This is a genomic window from Nocardiopsis synnemataformans (genome assembly GCF_965343085.1).
In the GTDB taxonomy this organism is placed as follows: domain Bacteria; phylum Actinomycetota; class Actinomycetes; order Streptosporangiales; family Streptosporangiaceae; genus Nocardiopsis; species Nocardiopsis alborubida.
The window spans coordinates 25,240-42,782 of the sequence record NZ_CBDRFA010000048.1 but is presented as its reverse complement, the minus strand read 5'-3'; the positions used below and the strand labels follow the sequence as shown (position 1 = coordinate 42,782).

General features: G+C 71.6%; 16 protein-coding genes. 10 read left to right on the top strand and 6 right to left on the bottom strand.

All coding sequences use genetic code 11. From position 1 onward, the window contains the following. Window positions 1-162 precede the first annotated feature (162 nt). The gene (locus ACSIH6_RS25000; protein ID WP_435110751.1) at window positions 163-417 is read right to left on the bottom strand and encodes a hypothetical protein; all 255 of its coding nucleotides are present in this window, start codon (window positions 415-417) and stop codon (window positions 163-165) included. A gap of 719 nt (window positions 418-1,136) precedes the next feature. Here ACSIH6_RS25000 and ACSIH6_RS24995 point away from each other — a divergent pair. The 6 genes from ACSIH6_RS24995 (at window position 1,137) to ACSIH6_RS24970 (ending at window position 6,491) form a co-directional block, all read left to right on the top strand. Further along, window positions 1,137-1,361: a hypothetical protein gene (locus tag ACSIH6_RS24995; protein ID WP_435110750.1), complete on the top strand. Its 225-nt coding sequence runs from the start codon at window positions 1,137-1,139 to the stop codon at window positions 1,359-1,361. A gap of 505 nt (window positions 1,362-1,866) precedes the next feature. Then, a complete protein-coding gene (locus ACSIH6_RS24990; protein WP_435110749.1) occupies window positions 1,867-2,670 on the top strand; it encodes an ABC transporter ATP-binding protein in 804 nt (267 codons plus the stop codon). 14 nt (window positions 2,671-2,684) lie between these two features. Continuing rightward, window positions 2,685-3,530 carry an ABC transporter permease gene (locus tag ACSIH6_RS24985; RefSeq protein ID WP_435110748.1) on the top strand — a complete coding sequence of 282 codons (846 nt, stop codon included), beginning with the start codon at window positions 2,685-2,687 and terminating at the stop codon, window positions 3,528-3,530. 9 nt (window positions 3,531-3,539) lie between these two features. Beyond that, window positions 3,540-4,649: an ABC transporter substrate-binding protein gene (locus ACSIH6_RS24980; protein WP_435110747.1), complete on the top strand. Its 1,110-nt coding sequence runs from the start codon at window positions 3,540-3,542 to the stop codon at window positions 4,647-4,649. A 142-nt stretch (window positions 4,650-4,791) separates the two neighbouring features. Beyond that, window positions 4,792-5,886, top strand: a complete 1,095-nt coding sequence (locus tag ACSIH6_RS24975) for an LLM class flavin-dependent oxidoreductase (protein ID WP_435110746.1) — start codon at window positions 4,792-4,794, stop codon at window positions 5,884-5,886. A gap of 269 nt (window positions 5,887-6,155) precedes the next feature. After that, the gene (locus ACSIH6_RS24970) at window positions 6,156-6,491 is read left to right on the top strand and encodes a DUF2795 domain-containing protein (protein WP_150251172.1); all 336 of its coding nucleotides are present in this window, start codon (window positions 6,156-6,158) and stop codon (window positions 6,489-6,491) included. Between the two features lie 74 nt (window positions 6,492-6,565). Here ACSIH6_RS24970 and ACSIH6_RS24965 read toward each other — a convergent pair whose 3' ends face one another. After that, complete coding sequence (locus ACSIH6_RS24965; RefSeq protein WP_435110745.1) at window positions 6,566-6,823, bottom strand: type II toxin-antitoxin system RelE family toxin; 258 nt, start codon at window positions 6,821-6,823, stop codon at window positions 6,566-6,568. Continuing rightward, window positions 6,820-7,086, bottom strand: a complete 267-nt coding sequence (locus ACSIH6_RS24960; RefSeq protein WP_435110744.1) for a type II toxin-antitoxin system Phd/YefM family antitoxin — start codon at window positions 7,084-7,086, stop codon at window positions 6,820-6,822. Before ACSIH6_RS24960 ends, ACSIH6_RS24965 begins: the two co-directional genes overlap by 4 nt. A gap of 113 nt (window positions 7,087-7,199) precedes the next feature. On the opposite strand from ACSIH6_RS24960, the gene ACSIH6_RS24955 reads away from it, so the two are divergent. From ACSIH6_RS24955 to nhaA, 3 genes are all read left to right on the top strand, one after another. Further along, complete coding sequence (locus ACSIH6_RS24955) at window positions 7,200-8,696, top strand: PucR family transcriptional regulator (RefSeq protein ID WP_435110743.1); 1,497 nt, start codon at window positions 7,200-7,202, stop codon at window positions 8,694-8,696. Window positions 8,697-9,123: 427 nt separating this feature from the next. Next, the gene (locus ACSIH6_RS24950; RefSeq protein ID WP_435110742.1) at window positions 9,124-10,440 is read left to right on the top strand and encodes an MFS transporter; all 1,317 of its coding nucleotides are present in this window, start codon (window positions 9,124-9,126) and stop codon (window positions 10,438-10,440) included. 216 nt (window positions 10,441-10,656) lie between these two features. Then, entirely contained in the window at window positions 10,657-11,925 is a 1,269-nt protein-coding gene (nhaA, locus tag ACSIH6_RS24945) for a Na+/H+ antiporter NhaA (protein WP_435110741.1), read from the top strand. Window positions 11,926-12,232: 307 nt separating this feature from the next. Here nhaA and ACSIH6_RS24940 read toward each other — a convergent pair whose 3' ends face one another. After that, window positions 12,233-13,783 carry an SLC13 family permease gene (locus ACSIH6_RS24940; RefSeq protein WP_435110740.1) on the bottom strand — a complete coding sequence of 517 codons (1,551 nt, stop codon included), beginning with the start codon at window positions 13,781-13,783 and terminating at the stop codon, window positions 12,233-12,235. A 245-nt stretch (window positions 13,784-14,028) separates the two neighbouring features. On the opposite strand from ACSIH6_RS24940, the gene ACSIH6_RS24935 reads away from it, so the two are divergent. Next, window positions 14,029-14,973 (top strand): TAXI family TRAP transporter solute-binding subunit, encoded by a 945-nt coding sequence (locus ACSIH6_RS24935; RefSeq protein ID WP_435110739.1) that lies wholly within the window; start codon window positions 14,029-14,031, stop codon window positions 14,971-14,973. Window positions 14,974-14,976: 3 nt separating this feature from the next. Here ACSIH6_RS24935 and ACSIH6_RS24930 read toward each other — a convergent pair whose 3' ends face one another. Both ACSIH6_RS24930 and ACSIH6_RS24925 read right to left on the bottom strand, forming a co-directional pair. Beyond that, window positions 14,977-16,362 (bottom strand): sensor histidine kinase, encoded by a 1,386-nt coding sequence (locus tag ACSIH6_RS24930; protein ID WP_435110738.1) that lies wholly within the window; start codon window positions 16,360-16,362, stop codon window positions 14,977-14,979. Between the two features lie 4 nt (window positions 16,363-16,366). Beyond that, window positions 16,367-17,044, bottom strand: coding sequence for a response regulator transcription factor (locus ACSIH6_RS24925; RefSeq protein WP_435110737.1), 678 nt, complete (start codon window positions 17,042-17,044; stop codon window positions 16,367-16,369). Between the last annotated feature and the right edge of the window lie 499 nt (window positions 17,045-17,543).

Sequence of the window (17,543 nt, the reverse complement as noted above, 5' to 3'; positions counted from 1 at the left end):
CGCCCCCGGAGGGCGCGGTCCCGGGCACCCGTCGGCTGAGGCCCCCGCAAGGGGCCCTCCGTCCGGGACACGGCGGATGTCCGCCGCCCAGGAGCACGGCGGGGGTCCGCCCCGCCCGCGAACACGGAAGGGGACCGGTGGTCAGCCGCCGGTCCCCTTCCGTCACCCGCCGAGGCTCCGCACCGCGGTGTCCAGCCGCCGCGCGAGGGCCTCGATCTCCTCCGGCCCCGGTCGCGCGCCGCCGCGCTCCGCCAGCAGGTCCGCGCGGCCGATCACGCGCAGCGCCCCGCGCACGCGCGGGTCTTCGAGGTCGGCCTCCTCCACGACGTCGGCCCGTCCCTCGTGGACGACCAGCACCGGGTCGCCGTCCTCCGTACTCAGCAGCCGAGCCACGTGCTCGGCACGGACGATCTCCACCGCCGCCTCCTCGCGTTCCTCGTGCGACGCCTGCCATCCCCGTCTGCCCGGGGGACGGCCCCGGTGAACATGACGGCTCCCCGCGGCCCCGGATCCATCGTCGGCGCGCCGTGAAAACCGCGCCCATTCCGCGGCGCCTATCATCACCGGGTGAACAACGGCCGCCATCGGTCCACTGTGCGGACCTCCGCGCGGTGAATCGGAGTTGTCCGAACGGCGTTCTCACGGGAAATTACCGGGCTTTTTCTCCCCGATACCCGCTTCGACCAGGGGATACGTTCATATCCGCGCTCCCCGGGGAGCGCGTGCGGACGCCGACCGCACCGAGAGGACCTACCGGAACGGGACTTCGGTCACGAGTTCGGCCCGGGAAAGACCGATGTGAAGCACAACACGGAAGCTTCCCACAAAACCGCAGGTCACAGAGTCCACACCCTCCCCAGCCTGGGGCGCGCCGAGACAAGCGCGATGCCGCTGGGGCCCATGTGCACTAAAGTTTCCTTGCTATGGGGCATTCAGCGAGAAGTCCGTCATCGGGGGACATAATCCGATCGGCCCGGGAGGGTAATCCCGAGCTCACCAGGGCACTCTCCGCGTACCTGGGGGTCGATCTCGCCCCCCGGGAGTTCACCCTCGCGGACGGGACCCGGGTCGGGGTCGACTGCGCTGACGGCGGTCAGCCGACCGTCCTCGTCCAGTTCTCGCCCCTGCACGGGCCGATGAAATCGGCCCAGCGCAACAAGGTCATCGCGGACGCCTTCAAGCTGGCCTGGCTGCGGGACCGCCACTTCCCGGACGCACGCCCGCTCGTGGTGCTGGGTGAGCCCCTCGCCAAGCTCTTCGGGCGCGGCGCGTGGCTGCCCGTGGCCTTCGCCTCACACCGGATCGCGGTCGCCCTGGTTGACGACCGTCTCAGGATTCGGGCACTCGATATCAGTATGTGATCAACGCTTCATAACGCGTTAATCAGCAATCTCTAACGTTCGACACGTCAAGATTCCCGCGGGCCGTCGCCATGCTTGCTTCCACCCGCTCTCCATCGAAGGTCCTCGGGCACCCATGCCCGGAGACAGCCATCTGGAGGGTGTCCCATGGGCCTTCCCCATGCGGTCGTCATCACAAGCACTGTCGTCATAGCAAGCACTTCCGGCCCGCACACCGCCACGCCCCCCGGCGGCCCCACGACGCGCTCCGCGGCGCTCCCGCCGCGCTTCGCGCCCCGCTCCGGCTCCGTGCTGCCCGGCCCCCTCCTCGGTCGATGACGCCACACCCCCGTGACCTGCGTGCCCGCTTTTGCCCCTCCAGCACCCATTCACCGCCAGGACACGTCGTGCAATCATCCGATCACACATCCCGAGGAGAAGGTATGGCACGTCCAGCACGGCCGGAGACGGGCCGAGGGCCCGTGGCCCGGCGCACCGAACACGCGTACCGAAGGCGGGACGCCGCGTGAGCGACGACCGTATCGAAGTACGCGGACTCAGCAAGACCTACGAGGGCGGTGACCCGCACCGGCCCGCGCTCGACCGCATCGACCTGGACATCCCCCGCGGCGAGTTCGTCAGCCTGATCGGCCCCAGCGGTTGCGGCAAGTCCACCCTGCTGCGGGTGGTCGCCGGGCTGGAGGGCCACGACAGCGGCGACGTCACCGTCTTCGGCTCCACGCCCAAGCGCATGTGCGAGGCCAAGGCCGTGGGCCTGGTCCCGCAGACCCCCGCCCTGCTGCCATGGCTGAACGTGCGGCGCAACATCTCCCTGCCCTCCCGGGTCAACCGCCGGGCTGGCAGGGGCAGCGAGGACCCGGACCAGCTGCTGCGCATGGTCGGCCTGGACGACTCCGCCCGCAAGTACCCGCACGAGCTGTCCGGCGGCATGCAGCAGCGCGTGGCCATCGCCCGCGCCTTCGGCCTGCGGCCCGACCTGCTCCTGATGGACGAGCCCTTCTCCGCGCTGGACGAGTTCACGCGCGAGGCGCTTCAGCTCCAGCTCCTGAACCTGTGGGAGCGCATGTCCACGACGGTCGTGTTCGTCACCCACTCGGTGCGCGAGGCGGTCACGCTCTCCGACCGCGTCGTCGTGATGTCGGCCCGGCCCGGCCGGGTGCACGAGGTGCTGCCCGTCGACCTGCCCCGTCCCCGCGACAGGGCCGTGGTGACCGGACCGCACATGCACGTCCTGGAGGACCGGGTCCGCGCGTCCCTGCAGTCCGCGTGGGAAGCCGGAGCCGCCCCCGACGACCTCGTTCCCCTGTGAGAGGAGGAGAGACCATGGCCACCAGCACACCCGTCCGTCCCCGCCCCGGAGGCGAGGCGTCCCCGAAGCGCGGTGCCGCGCGTCGGCGCCGGTTCGGCCCCAGGCTCAGCGTGTGGCTGCCCACCGCCGTGGCGGTGGTGATCGTCGGCTTCGCCTGGTCGGCGACCGCCGAGGACCAGCCCTACCTCCTGCCTCCGCTGGCGGAGGTCGGGGGGATCCTGGTCGAGGACCCGCTGCTGTTCGTGAACAACGCCTGGGCCACCCTCAGCATCGCCCTGTCGGGCGTGGCCTTCGGCGCGGGCACCGCGTTCGTCCTGGCCCTGCTGATGTCGGAGATCCCGCTGCTGCGGCGCGCGGTCATGCCGCTCGCCGTCGTCCTGAACGTGACCCCGGTCATCGCGATCGCCCCCGCCCTGGTGGTGGCGTTCGGCTTCGGCATGACCCCCAAGGTCATCGTGACCGCGATCATCACGTTCTTCCCGGTGCTGATCAACGTGACCACGGGGCTGCGGTCGGTCTCCCGACCCGTCCTGCACGTCTTCTCCACCCTGCACGCCTCCCGCCTGGAGGTGCTGCTCCGGCTGCGTATCCCCAGCAGCCTCCCCTACACCCTCGCCGCTCTGCGGGTGGTGTTCCCCCTGTCCATCGTGGGCGCCGTGGTCGCGGAGTTCGTCGCCGCCGGGTCCTCAAGCGGGCTCGGCACGATGATCCGCAACTCGGCCGCGACCGCCCGGTTGGAGTACGTCTACGCGGCCGTCGCCTGTCTGGCCGTCATGGGCGTGCTGATGCTCGCACTCATCACCGTCCTCGAACGCAGACTGCTGTTCTGGCACGAGTCCCAGCAGCGCACCACCTCCTAAGGAACCCCCATGACCAATCCGCCCCACCGCCCCAGTCCCCGGCGCCAACGCTCCCTCGCGGCCGCCGCCGCGGCATCGGTCCTCCTCCTCACCGCCGCGTGCAGCGGAGGGGAGGCCGCCGAGGACGAGGACCAGGTCGCCACCGTCATCGACGAGGAGCGCTGCCAGACCAACCGCGACGCCGGGACGATCACCTACATCACCGGCTACCAGTACCAGGCCTCGGTCTCCATCCTGGAGGCCATCGCCGCGGACGCCCTCGGCTACTTCGAGGCCGTCTGCCTGGACGTGGAGATCCAGCCCGGCAGCGGCGACACCATCGGCAACTCCCAGCTGGTGTCGGCCGGCACCGCCCACTTCACCTCCCTGGGCAACGAGGCCGAGGTCCTCCAGGCCAACGACGCCGGGCACGAGGTCATCGGCGTCTCCACCTACGGGCACGTCCCGATCGCCAGCCTGCTGACCGGCACCGGCATCGAGGAGCTCAAGGACCTGGAGGGCACCACCCTCGGCCACAAGGGCATGCTCCCCGCGCCGCTGGAGGCCATGCTCGTCGCCGACGGCGTGGACATGGACTCCATCGACATCGTCGAGGTCGGCTACGACCCCAGCGTGCTGCCGCGCGACCAGGTGCAGGCGCTCACCGCGTTCCGCTCCAACGAGCCCTTCCTCCTGTCCGACATGGAGGAGGAGTACAACGAGTGGCTCCCCGAGGACTACGGGGTCGTGGGCTCGTTCGGCGTGATGGCCACCAACCCCGTGTGGGCCGAGGAGAACCGGACGGTGGTCGAGGACTACCTGCGCGCGATCGCCCAGGCCTTCGACTACTGCCAGGAGAACGGCGAGGAGTGCGTCGGCTACGCCGCCGAACTGGCCGAGGCCGGATACGACACCGAGCACAACCTGCGGATCTGGAACGCCGAGCAGCAGCTGGTGACCGCCTCCACGCCCGACGACTCCACCCCCGGCTACATCGACCTGGGCCTGACCGAGTCCGAGGGCCAGACCCTCATCGACAACGGTCAGCTGGACGAGCTGCCCGACCTGGAGCCCCTGTTCGACCCCCGCTACCTGGAGGCCGTGCACGTGGCCACCGAGGTGGACTGGCCCAGCGAGTAGGGCCGGACACGGCACACAAGCAGGACCGCGCGGCCCGGCGCCGCGCACCGGGCGCGTAGAGCGCCTGGGCGCGGCGCACGAGCCGTGCGGCGCACGGGCGACCGCGGTACGCGGCGCCCGAGAGTGGAATGAGGAGCCAAGGATGGCAGCAGAAGGCGGGCTTCCGGCCGCCGAAACCGAGTACGGCATCTTCCTGCCCATCGGCAACGGGGGGTGGATCGTCTCGGAGACCGCACCGCACCCGGAGGCGACGTACGAGTACAACAAGAAGGCCGCGGTCCTCGCCGACGCCTACGGACTCGACTTCGTCATGTCCATGGGCAAGTGGCGCGGCTACGACGGCGCGACCGACCACTGGGGGCGCACCCTGGAGTCGATCACGATGATGTCGGGGCTCGCGGAGGCCACCGAGCACGTCAAGGTGTGGGCGACCGTCCACACGAACCTGTTCCACCCGGCCCTCGCCGCCAAGATGTACACCACCCTCCAGGACATCAGCGGCGGACGCGCCGGGATGAACATCGTGGTGGGCTCCTACGTGGACGAGTTCGCCCAGATGGGCCTGTGGCGGGAGGACATCGGCCACGGTGACCGCTACCGGTACACCGAGGAGTGGACCAGCGTCCTCAAGCGGCTGTGGACCGAGGACTCGGTCACCCACGACGGCGAGTTCTTCAAGCTCGACGACTGCCGCTCGCGGCCGCACCCCGCTCCGGCGCCGACCCTGATCAGCGCGGGCCGCTCCGACACCGGCCTGAACTTCCAGGCGCGGCACTGCGACGGCTCGTTCCTGACCGCGGAGGACCTGCCCGGCCTGCGCGACGCCAGCCTCGACGTCAAGGAGCGCGCCCAGAAGGAGGGGCGCGGCATCAAGACGTACTCGATGCTCACCGTCGTCATGGACGACACCGACGCCGCGGCCGAGGAGCGGCGGCTGGAGTACGGGCGCGGCGCGGACATCGACGCGCTGGTCAACATGAAGCGGTCCTGGGGCCTGCCCCTGGACAAGGCCCTGTCGCTGACCTCCGAGCGGCCCGAGGACGAGGCGTTCCAGACGCCGTTCGTGACCGGGTCCCCGGAGACGGTGGCCGGACGCATCCGCGAGATCGTGGAGTACGCCGAGCTCGACGGTCTGATGCTGATCTTCCCGGACTACCACGCCGACCTCGCGGCGTTCGGTGAGAAGGTCATGCCGCTGCTGCGCCCCGGTGGGGGAACGGCCGCGGAGCAGGGCTGAGGCCCTCCGCCGCGGAGGTCTCCGGCCGCCCGCGGCGGTTGACGTGGGGTCGCTGCGGTGCGAAGTTCCCGCTCGGGGTTTCGCACCGTGGTGGCCTGGGGCCGCGGCGCCCCGCCGGACGCCGCGCGGGGCTCACGCCCCGCTCCCTCCGACGGTTGGGCTCCCCTCCGACCGGGTAGGCGACCCCAGTGTCCTCGCGGGTCAGGCGGTCCGCCCCCGGTGACCGGGGCGGAGCTGCCCGGCCCTCGCACGAGTCGGAGGGACTGACGATGAGCGTCAAGCGTGGCATCGAAGGGCTACAGGACGTCCTGGGGGAAGTGGACTTCCCCGCGGACAAGGACCGGATCGTGACGCACGCCCTGGACGCGGGCGCCGACGAGGAACTGCTCAGCGCCCTGCGGGCTATGCCGCCCGCCCAGTACAACGAGGCCAACGAGGTACTGCGCTCGGTGCCCCTGCCCCGCTCCGAGACGGACTCGCACACCGAGTCCGCCCGCGCGCAGCTGCGCAGGGAGCACGGCAAGCCCGGCATGGCCGAGTCGATGAAGGAGAGCCGCCCGGTCAACCCCATCGAGGAGGAGCTGGGCGAGAACCGCAAGTCCTGAGCCCCGCGCCGTGGTCCCGGTGCCCTGACGGGTCCCGGGACCGTGTCATGCACGGGCGCGGAGCGGGCGGGCCCTCAGTCGTACACGCCGGACCGGTGACCGACATGGACGACCCAGACGACCAGGCGGCTCTCCTCCACCGTGTAGATCACCCGGTGGTGGCCCACCCGGAGGCGCCGTACCTCCGGATCACCGACCAGAGCCGTGGTACCGAACCCCAGGGGATTGGTCTCCAGTTCGGTGAGCCTGCGGAACACGTTCATTGCCACGTTGCGGGGAAGCTTGCGCAGTTCCGCCCTGGCTTCGGGCCGAAGGACCGTACGGTAGCTCACTCCGGCCCTTCCATGATCTCGGCCATCACCTGTTCCATGGGGATACCGGGCTCGGGGTTGTCCATGCGCTCGCGGACCATGCGCAGGATCTCCTGCTCCTCGAACCTCTGGTAGCGCCGCAGCAGGTCGATGGAGACCACCGCCGCGACCTCTCTTCCCCGTCTGGTGATGACCGTGGGCGAATCCTCCCGATCCGCGCGGTCGACGACGTCGGCGATGTGGTCGCGCACCTGGCGAATGGACTCCACCTGCATTTCGCTCATGGAACCAATGGTGCACATGGTTCTGTCCGTACGCGTGGTTCCACCGCGTCCAGCACTCCGGAGGAAGGCGCACAATGGTGGAAACCCGTGCGAGAAGACCCCGGAGTACAACCGTGAGCGAGACCGGCCTGACCGTCAAAGCCCTGTTGAAGGCGCTGGACAAGGCCGTCCACGGACTCGCCGCCGCACCCCGGGGGCTCGGGGGCGTGGTCCGCTCGGTGGTCGTGGCCGGGGACGGCGCGCCCGTACCCGCCGGTGCGCTGGTCGTCGTCCCGCCCGGGGGCGCCGCCGCCCTGGCCGCACGCCCCGGACGGCTGGGCGCCAGCGCCGTGGCGGCCGTGGACGGGGACGCCGACGGGCTGCGCGGTCTGGGCCTGCCCGTGCTCTCCGTGGACCCCGCCGTCGGTACCGACGAGTTCGCCGCCCTGGCCCGGTCGGTCCTGGAGGCGGCCGCCACCGAGTCCGGCCACGGCGACCTGTTCTCCCTGGCCCAGACCGTCGCGACCCTGACCGGCGGCATCGTCAGCGTCGAGGACAGCGCCGGGCAGGTCCTGGCCTACTCCGCCTCCAGCGAGGGCGCCGACGAGCTGCGCAGGCAGACCATCCTCGGGCGCGGCTGCCCGGAGTCGTTCCTGGCGCACCTGCGCGAGTGGGGCGTCAACGAGCGGATACGGGACGGCGAGGTGGTCGAGGTCGCCGAACGCCCCGACCTGGGCGCCGCCCGCCGCCTGGTGGTGGGGATACAGGCGGGCGAGCGCGCGCTCGGCACCATCTGGGTGCAGGTGGGCGACAGGCCCCTCGCGGAGGCCAGCCCCCAGGTGCTACGCGGTGCCGCGCGCCTGGCCGCGCTGCACGTCATGCGCGCCCACAGCGAGGCGCGCAGCACCGGGCGCGACACCGAGGAGCTGGCCGTGGGGCTGCTCACCGGCGCCTTCGACACCGACGCCCTCGCCCGCCACCTGGGCGCCGACCCCACGACGCCGGTGGCGGTGGTCGCGCTCGCCCTGCGGGAGGGGGAGGTCGACCCGCCCTGGCGGCTGGACCAGGCCGCGGAGATCACGTCGGTGTACGCGGCGGCCTACCGCCGCGAGGCCCTGGTCATCCCGGCCTGCGGGCTGCTGTACGTGCTGGTCCCCGCGCCCTCGGGCCAGGCGCCCACCGCGTGGACGCGGGAGCTGGTGTCGGTGCTGCGCGAGAACCTGGGCACGCCCGTTCAGGCGGCGGTGGCGGGTGTGGCGCCGAGGATGCGCGCGGTGCCCTCGCTGAAGAAGGTCGCCAGTCGCGCCCTGGACGTGGTCGCGGACCGCCCCGAGCGGCTGGTGACCTCGTTCGAGGAGGTCCGTTCCTCGGTGGTGCTGCGCGAGCTGTTCGACGCCCTGGCCGACCACCCCGGGCTGCGCGACGACCGGCTCGACACCCTCGACGACGAGCAGCGCCGCTCCCTGTCCGCCTACCTGGACGCCTTCGGCGACGTGTCCGGGGCGGCGGAGCGGCTGCACGTGCACCCCAACACGCTGCGGCACCGGATCCGGCGGATCCGCGAGCTCACCGGGCTCGACCTGGACGACGCCGACCAGAGGCTCCTGGCCACGCTCACGCTGCGGGCGTGAGCCGCGGGCCGCGTCCGCCCCGACCGCGACGCGCGCGGCGGCCGCACCCCCGGCGGTCGCGTTCCGCCTGCCCGTGGCGCTCCCTCGGCGGTCGCGCCCAGTCCCCGACGCGTCCTCGGCGGTCGCACTCCGTCCCCGGCGTGGTCACCGTACGCCTCCCACCGGCGTCGCGCCGGCCCCTCCCAGGACACCGGCCGTTCCCGCCATGGTCGCGGTACGGCTCCAACGAGGTCTCCGGCCGGTCACGGCGGCCCTACCGGCGCGCCCCGGCGGGACCGGATTGTCCGAAGCGACACCGCGACGCCACCCATGTCGTCCGTTCGCACAACGGTGGCGCACGCCACCCGCGTCTAGGCTCCCGGCAATGTCCGCAGGCCACGCCCCCCCGGCCCGCGCGATCCCCGACATCCCACCAGGAGCCCTGCACATGAGTGTGGACACCGCACAGGCTCGGCCGCCGAGGGCCAAGGTCCTCATCGCCAGCCTGACCGGAAGCACGATCGAGTGGTTCGACTTCTTCCTCTACGGCACCGCCGCCGCCCTCGTCTTCGACGAGCTGTTCTTCCCCTCGGACGACCCGTTCGTCTCGCTGATGCTGTCGTACCTGACCTTCTCGCTGACGTTCTTCATCCGTCCGCTGGGCGGCGTGGTCTTCTCCCACATCGGTGACCGGATCGGCCGCAAGAAAACCCTGATCATCACGCTGTCCCTCATGGGCGGCGCGACCATGTTCATCGGCCTGCTGCCGACCTACGACAGCGTCGGGATCCTCGCCCCGATCCTGCTCATCGTGCTGCGGATCGTCCAGGGCCTGGGCATCGGCGGCGAGTGGGGAGGCGCCCTGCTACTCGCCTACGAGTACGCGCCCAAGAACCGGCGCGGCCTCTTCGGCAGCGTGCCGCAGATGGGCATCACCTCGGGCATGCTGCTGGCCAGCCTGGTGCTGACCCTGATGTCGTTGCTGCCCGACGACCAGTTCGCGGCGTGGGGCTGGCGCGTGCCGTTCGTCGGCAGCGTCCTGCTGGTGCTGCTGGGCCTGTGGATCCGCTCGGGGATCGACGAGACCCCCTCGTTCAAGAAGGCCAAGGAGGAGGGCGAGGTCGCCAAACTGCCGGTGGTGGAGACCTTCCGGTTCCACTGGCGGGCCGTGCTGGTCGCCGTCGGCGCCAAGGTCGTGGAGACCGCCCCCTTCTACGTCTTCGGCACCTTCGTGGTGAGCTACGCGACGGGCACGCTGTCCTTCGACAACACCACCGCGCTCAACGCCGTGACCGTCGGGGCGATCGTGGCCACCGTGTGCATCCCGATCGCCGGACGCCTGTCGGACACCTTCGGCAGGCAGAGGGTGTACCTGGTCGGCGCGGTGCTGCTGGCCCTGTTCATCGCGCCCTACTTCCTCATGCTGGGCACCGGCAGCACGTTCATGCTGATCCTGGCGACCGTGATCGGGCTGGGCGTCCTGTGGGCGCCGGTCACCGCCACCATCGGCACCCTGTGCTCGGAGATCTTCTCCACCCGGGTGCGCTACACGGGCGTCACCCTGGGCTACCAGATCGGCGCTGCGGCCGCGGGCGGCACCGCCCCGCTGATCGCGACGTGGCTGCTGTCCCGGTTCGACAACTCGTGGGTGCCGGTCGCGGGCTACCTCGTCTTCACCGCGGTGGTGTCCATCGTCGCCGTGTCCCTGGCCGGACGGGCCTCCAACGCCGAGGAGAGGCACCTGGCCGCCGCAGAGGAGGACTGACGGGCGCCCTCTCCGGACGTACGGCACGAGGGGGTGACCGACACCGCCCCCTCACCAGCCCCCTCCCCCCGACCTCCCCCGGAACGGACACACAGCCCCTGGACTGGACATTCGTCCCATCTTCCGCGAGCATGGGCGAGGCGCGCGCCCGCGTCTAGGTGTGCCGGGAAGACTGGTCGGCGAGTCCCTGTCAGTCATACGCCCGGAAAGTTGCACATGAGCATCGACCCGATTCTGCGCTCTGAGCGCCCCGGCCCGCTCTCACGGCTGGCCGACACCCTGCGCAGCGACAGTGTCGGCGGTTTCCTGCTGATCGGCGCCGCGGTCCTCGCTCTCGTCTGGATCAACTCGCCCTTCGGCGAGGCCTACGAGAACCTGCGGGCGATCACCTTCGGGCCCGAGTCCCTGCACCTGAACCTGTCCCTGGAGACCTGGGCCGCCGACGGCCTCCTCGCGGTCTTCTTCTTCGTCGTCGGCAACGAGCTCAAACAGGAGTTCGTCCACGGGGAGCTGCGCAACCCCCGGCGGGCCATGCTGCCGATCGTCGCGGCGATCTGCGGCATGATCGTGCCCGCCGCGATCTACGCCGCGATCAACTTCACCTCGCCCGACACCGTCCACGGGTGGGGCATCCCGATGGCGACCGACATCGCGTTCGCCCTCGCGATCCTCGCGGTGGTCGGCCGCGGGCTGCCGCCCGCGCTGCGGACCTTCCTGCTGACGCTGGCGATCGTGGACGACCTCGGCGCGATCATCGTCATCGCGGTCTTCTACACCGCGGACATCAACTTCCTGCCCATGGCGGTGGCCGCCGCGGGCCTGGCGCTCTTCTGGTACCTCCAGCGCGGCAAGGGGCTGGCCGCCAGGCTCAACGCGTCCGTGGTGCCCAACTGGCTGGTCTACGTACCCCTGGCCGTGGTGATCTGGGTCCTGGTCCACGAGAGCGGCGTGCACGCGACCATCGCCGGTGTGGCGATGGGTCTGCTGATGCGCACCAGCAAGCTGCCCGGTGAGCGCCACGACCCGAGCCACGGCGTGGAGCAGCTGCTGCGCCCCTGGTCCGCGGGCCTGGCCCTGCCGATCTTCGCCTTCTTCTCCGCGGGCGTGGTCTTCGACGGCGTCGGCGAGGTCCTCACCGACACGGCGGCGCTGGGCATCATCGCGGGCCTCATCCTCGGCAAGGTGATCGGTATCGCGGGCGGCTCCTGGCTGACCACCAAGGTCACCAGGGCCGAGCTCAACCCCAGCCTGAAGTGGATCGACATCGTCGGCATGTCGCAGCTGGCCGGTATCGGGTTCACCGTGTCCCTGCTGATCAGCGAACTGACGTTCGCCGACGACCCGGGGCACCTGGCGCACGCCAAGACCGGCGTGCTGGTGGCCTCCGCCATCGCGACCCTGCTGGCCGCGGTGATCCTGGGCGCGAGGGCGAGGCACTACCGGAAGCTGGCCCGCCAGAGCACGGCGGGCAAGGGCTCCGAGTAGGAACACGGCGGCGGCCCGTCTCCCCGAGCGGGGAGGCGGGCCGCCGCCGTGTGACGCGGGGCGGGACCTCGAGGGAGGGACCAGCTCCCTGCGGCAGAAAGCCACGCCCCCGGGGGGTGAACGACCACCGGACGTCCTGCCCCGCTCCCGGGGTGAGCCGCCCGGTTCCCCGCCCCTGAGAGCGCACCGCCGCCAGCCGGCGCTCCACGCCCTACGCGGCTGCGGGAGGCGGGAGGCGGGAGGCGGGTCAGTACAGCGAAAACGGGCGACCCCCTGGACCAGAGGGGGCCGCCCGCGTCGCGTACTCCTACAAACTGACGCCCAGGACCCAGCTGACCAGGGTGTACATCGTGGCCAGGACCAGGAACAGCGCGATGAGGTTGAGCCACACACCGCCGCGCATCATCTGGCCGATCCGCACGTGGCCGGAACCGAAGACGATCGCGTTCGGCGGTGTGGCCACCGGGAGCATGAAGGCCATCGTCGCGGCCAGGGCCACCGGGATCACCAGGGACAGGATGTCGATCTGCATGCCCACCGCGACGCCGCCGAGGATGGGCAGGAAGGTGGCCGCGGTGGCGGTGTTGCTGGTGAGCTCCGTCAGGAAGAGGACCAGCCCGGCCGCGACCAGGATCAGCACCCAGGTGGGCACTCCCGCCAGGACGGCGACCTGGCTGCCGATCCAGGTGCTCAGGCCGGACGCGGTGAACTGCGCCGAGATGGCCAGGCCGCCGCCGAAGAGGAGCAGGACGCCCCACGGCAGCTGCACGGCGGTCTCCCAGTCCAGCAGGCGGGTCCCGCGCTTGACCGGGATCAGGAACAGCAGGACCGCCACGGTCATCGCGATACCGGCGTCGCTGACGCTGGACAGCCACGGCAGGAAGTTGTCGGCCAGGACCGGGACGAAGATCCAGGAGAGCGCCGCGAAGGCGAAGACCGCCAGCACGAGCTTCTCGCCGCGCGCCATCGGGCCCATCTCGGCGAGCTCGGAGCGGATGAGGTCCTGGGCGCCCTTCACCTTCTTGACCTGCGGCGGGAAGACCTTGATCAGCACGAACCAGGCGATGAGCATGAACACCGCGGCCAGCGGCAGGCCGACCAGCATCCACTCGCCGAAGCCGATGTGGATGTCGTGGGCCTCGGCGAGGTAGCCGACCATCAGCACGTTGGGCGGCGTGCCGATGATGGTGGCCACCGAGCCGATGGAGGACGAGTACGCGATGCCGAGCATGAGCGCGGTGGCGAAGTTCGCGTCGGTTTTGCCGTCGCGGAACTGGGTGATCAGCGCGACCACCGAGAGGCCGACGGGCAGCATCATCACGGCGGTGGCGGTGTTGGACACCCACATCGTGATGAACCCGGTGGCGATCATGAAGCCGCCGATCAGCCCCGCGGTGTTGGAGCCGACCTTGGAGACGATGACCAGGGCGATGCGCTTGTGCAGGTTCCACTTCTGCATCGCCAGGGCGAGCATGAAGCCGCCCATGAACAGGAAGATGGTGTCCGACCCGTAGGACGAGGCGACGTCCCCGACGGGGGTGCCCTCCAGCAGGACGGGGAAGAGCACCAGCGGCAGCAGCGAGGCGATCGGGATCGGGATCGCCTCGGTGGCCCACCAGATGGCGATGAACGCGGTCACCGCGGCCACCGCGCGGCCGTTGGCCGACAGGACCGTCTCGCCGTCCTCACCGTCGGCGAGGGGCATCGGCATGTCCGGCATGAGGAAGTAGACCAGCAGCCCGACCAGCGGGCCCGCGATCAACCCGATGACGCGCGAGGGCGAACTACCTCTGGCGGTTCTGCCGTCCTGGGTGGGGGATGCGGTGTCGGGCGCGTCGACACCCTTCTCGGACGCCATGGGTTCCTCCTGTTGTGGGTCACCGGGGAGTGACACTGGTCTTACCGTCGGGTTTCTCCCCGATTACCCCGAATTGATACAGCGATGGTGTGGGTCTCTTTCGCGCGTGTTCAAGATCTCAACGAAGATTTGAGAATCCTCTGACATTTCGGAACCGTGGGTGGACTCCCTGGGACACGCGGTGAGCATGTGCAAGGTGTGACAGGTGGGGCCTGAACCGCCGCTCCCTGGCCTAAGCTGCGGGTATGCATGGACCGAACCGGCGCACCGCCCTGAGGGGGGCCGCGGGCGCGCTCGCCGCCGTCGCGCTGGGCGGTTGCGCGTGGCGCGATCCCTCTCCCGCCCCGGCGTCGCTCGTCGTGGCCACGGGCCCGGCCGGGGCCGTCTACCGGGAGATCGGCGCGGAGATCGCGGCCCTGCTGGACGCCCGGCTTCCCGACACCCGGGTGGGAACCGTCGAGACCGGCGCCTCGCACGACAACCTGCTGCTCATCGACGCGGGCGAGGCCCACCTGGGCCTGACCAGCCTCGACGCGGTCCTGGGCGGCGAGGCGGCCGACACCGGTCCCTTCCGCGCGATCGGACGCCTCTACGACAGCTTCCTGCACCTGGCGGTCCTGGACGCCTCTCCCGTGCGCTCCCTGTCCGACCTGGAGGGCCGCCGCGTCTCGGTGGGCGCGGTCAACTCCGGCACCGAGTTCACCGTGGCGCGGATCATCGAGGAGACCGGGCTGGCGATGGAGGACGTGCGCCTGGACCAGGCGGCCTCCGCCGACGCCCTGGGACGCGGGGAGATCGACGCGATGTTCTCCCTGACCGGACTCCCCACTCCCGCGGTCGCCGACCTGGCCCGCGAGCACGTGACGCGCCTGGTCGACCTCGGGGACGTCGCGTCCGCCATGGCCGAGGCCCACCCCGAGAGGTACTTCCCCGCCACCATCCCGGCGACCACCTACGAGGGCGTGCCCGCCTGCCCCACCATGTCCATCCCGAACCTGCTGCTGTGCGCGGCCGACCTGCCGGACGACCTGGCCCACGTCGTCGCCGACACCGTCTACACCGGCGCCGCGCGGATCGCCGAATCCCGCCCCGAGGCGGCGCAGATCAACGTGCGCACCGGCATCTCGACCGGTGTGGTCCCCCTCCACCCCGGGGCCGCGCGCTGGTACCGGGACAACAAGCCCTCGTGAGGCTCAGTCCGCGGGCGGCAGCGTGATGGTCACGCCGAAGCCGGGCCGCCCGCCGGGCAGGCCCTCTCCCAGCTCCAGTTCCCCTCCGGCCTCGCGGACCAGGTCGGAGACGATCGCCAGCCCCATGCCGGTCCCCTCGGTGTTCTGCTGGCGGGGCGAGCGCCAGAAGCGGTCCAGGGCGGCGCCGCGCTCCTCCTCCGGGAGCCCCTCCCCGTCGTCGAGCACGCTGATCCGCGCGGGGTCGCCCGCGGAACCCCGCACCCGCACCCGGGTCCCCCCGGACAGGCGCAGGGCGTTGCTCACCAGTTCGTCGAGGATGCTGCCCAGGCCCCCGGCCGGGGCGCACACCCGCAGCCCGGCGGGGACGTCCACGGTCACGGTGATCCCCCGGGCGTCGCCCAGGGCGCGCCAGCGTTCCACCCGGGTCTCCAGCAGCTCGGGGACGTCCACGGCCTCGGTGCCCGTGACGCTCTCCAGGCGCGTCGCGGCCAGCAGGGAGTTGAGCATCCGGTGCATGACCGTGGTCTCGTCCACGGCCACGGCGTGTGCCTCCCGGGCCTCCTCCGAGCTGAGGTAGGGCGCGAGGTTCTCCACCGCCAGGCGCAGGCTCGCCAGGGGGTTGCGCAGCTGGTGGGAGGCGTCGGAGACGAAGGAGCGCTGGCGCTCCAGGGCCCTGCGCACCACGTCGACCATCGTGTTGAAGGACTCGGTGAGGCGGCGCAGCTCCGGAGGGCCCTGCTCGGCGTCCACCCGCACGTCCAGGTCCCCCGAGGCGACGGCGGTGGTCGCGGCGTCGAGTCGGCCGATGGGGCGCAGGACCCAGCGCGACAGCGGCAGCGAGGCCGCCACCAGGAGCGCCAGGGGCACCAGGCTGAGCAGGGCGAGCCATCCCCAGGAGCCGAGGATGTCGGCGCCGAGCTGGTCGGTGGGGGCGGCGACGATGACCGCCCCGGTCACCTCGCTGTCGCGTCCGATGGGCTCGGCGACCACGAGGGGGTCGGACTCCCAGGGCCAGACGGTGGTCGGAGGGGCGGGGCGCTCCCCGGCCAGGGCGATGGTGAGGGTCTCCGGTGAGCCCAGTTCCGCGAGCACGTCGCGCTGGTGCGTCGTGCTGCCGGACCCGGCGATGATCTCGCCGTCGGTGGCGACCACGACCACCGGGATGCCGTAGAGCGCCTCGTAGCGGGCCATCTCCTGGAGGAGCGCCTCCGGTCGGTCGGCCTCCAGGGCGGTGCGGGCCAGGGCGGCGAAGCGGCCCGCGTCCCCCAGGCGGTCGACGTAGACCTCCTGGGTGAGCTGCTGGGCGATGACCGTCCCCAGGGGGATGACCGCCGAGGCGACCAGGACGAACGCGGCGGGGAGCAGGATGGTGAGCAGTCTGCGGAGCACGGGTTCAGGACCGGTCGAGGAGGTAGCCGACACCGCGCGCGGTGCGGATCTGCACGGCGTGGCCGAGCTTGGCGCGCAACGAGCCGATATGGGTGTCCAGGGTCCTGGAGGAGGTCTCCCAGGCCGTGCCCCACACCTGGTCGAGGATCTGGTCGCGGGCGACCACCGACGGGGAGCGGGAGGCCAGGAGGGCGAGCAGGTCGAACTCCTTGCGGGTCAGCTGGAGCTCCGCGCCGCCGACGCTGGCCGCGCGGGAGCCCGGGTCGACGGTGAGCTCGCCGATCCTGAGCGTGGGCTCCTCCTCCGCGGCCTCGGCCCGCGCGGCGCGGGTGCGGCGCAGGACCGCGTCGATGCGGGCGAGGAGTTCGGCGACGCCGAAGGGCTTGACCACGTAGTCGTCGGCGCCTGCCCGCAGGCCGCGCACCCGGTCGCGCTCCTCGCCGCGGGCCGTGACGGCGATGATGGCGGTCTGCGGGCGGTCGCGGAGTTTGCGGAGCAGGTCGATGCCGTCGGCGTCGGGGAGGCCGAGATCGAGGAGGACGACGTCGGCGGGCGGGGCGCTCAGGGCCCGTTCGGCGGTGGCGACCCTCTGGACGTCGAAGGACGCCGCCCGCAGGGCGGTCACCAGTCCACGGGCGACCCGGTCGTCGTCCTCGACCACGAGAATGCGCATGTCCAGCATGTTAGGCAGTGTTGGCCCCGGTCACGGCACGCCGCCGGGTTGCGCCCCGGCACCGGGCACCGGGCACCGACCCCCGCGGGGGCGTTCGCCGCCCGTCGGCCGCGCGGCGCGGGGATCCGGGCGGCCCGGGGCCCGGTCGCCATTTCCGCGGCCATAACACCGCGGCCGGAATTGCGTCCGCACCGAGGCACCCGCTTCCCCCGGAGCGCACACGGCGAACGCAAATCGGGTCGCCCCGGGCGCAACACCCGGACCCCGAGCCGCAACGGGAACGGAAAGGGATCGGAGTCACGGACCGACCGCGGGCGCCCTTTTCCCGCACGCGATTTTCCCCGGACCGGGGAGCACGGTAATCTCCCCTTCGCCCCACGTCCCCTCCCCGGCGGGCGTGCCCGGTGGCACTTCCCGGGAGGGGACCGCTCCCGCGCGCCGAACGGCGCCGAGCCCGCATCCCCTGCGGACACGGGCTTTGCGCGCGCCGGACCGGGAAAGGACCGCA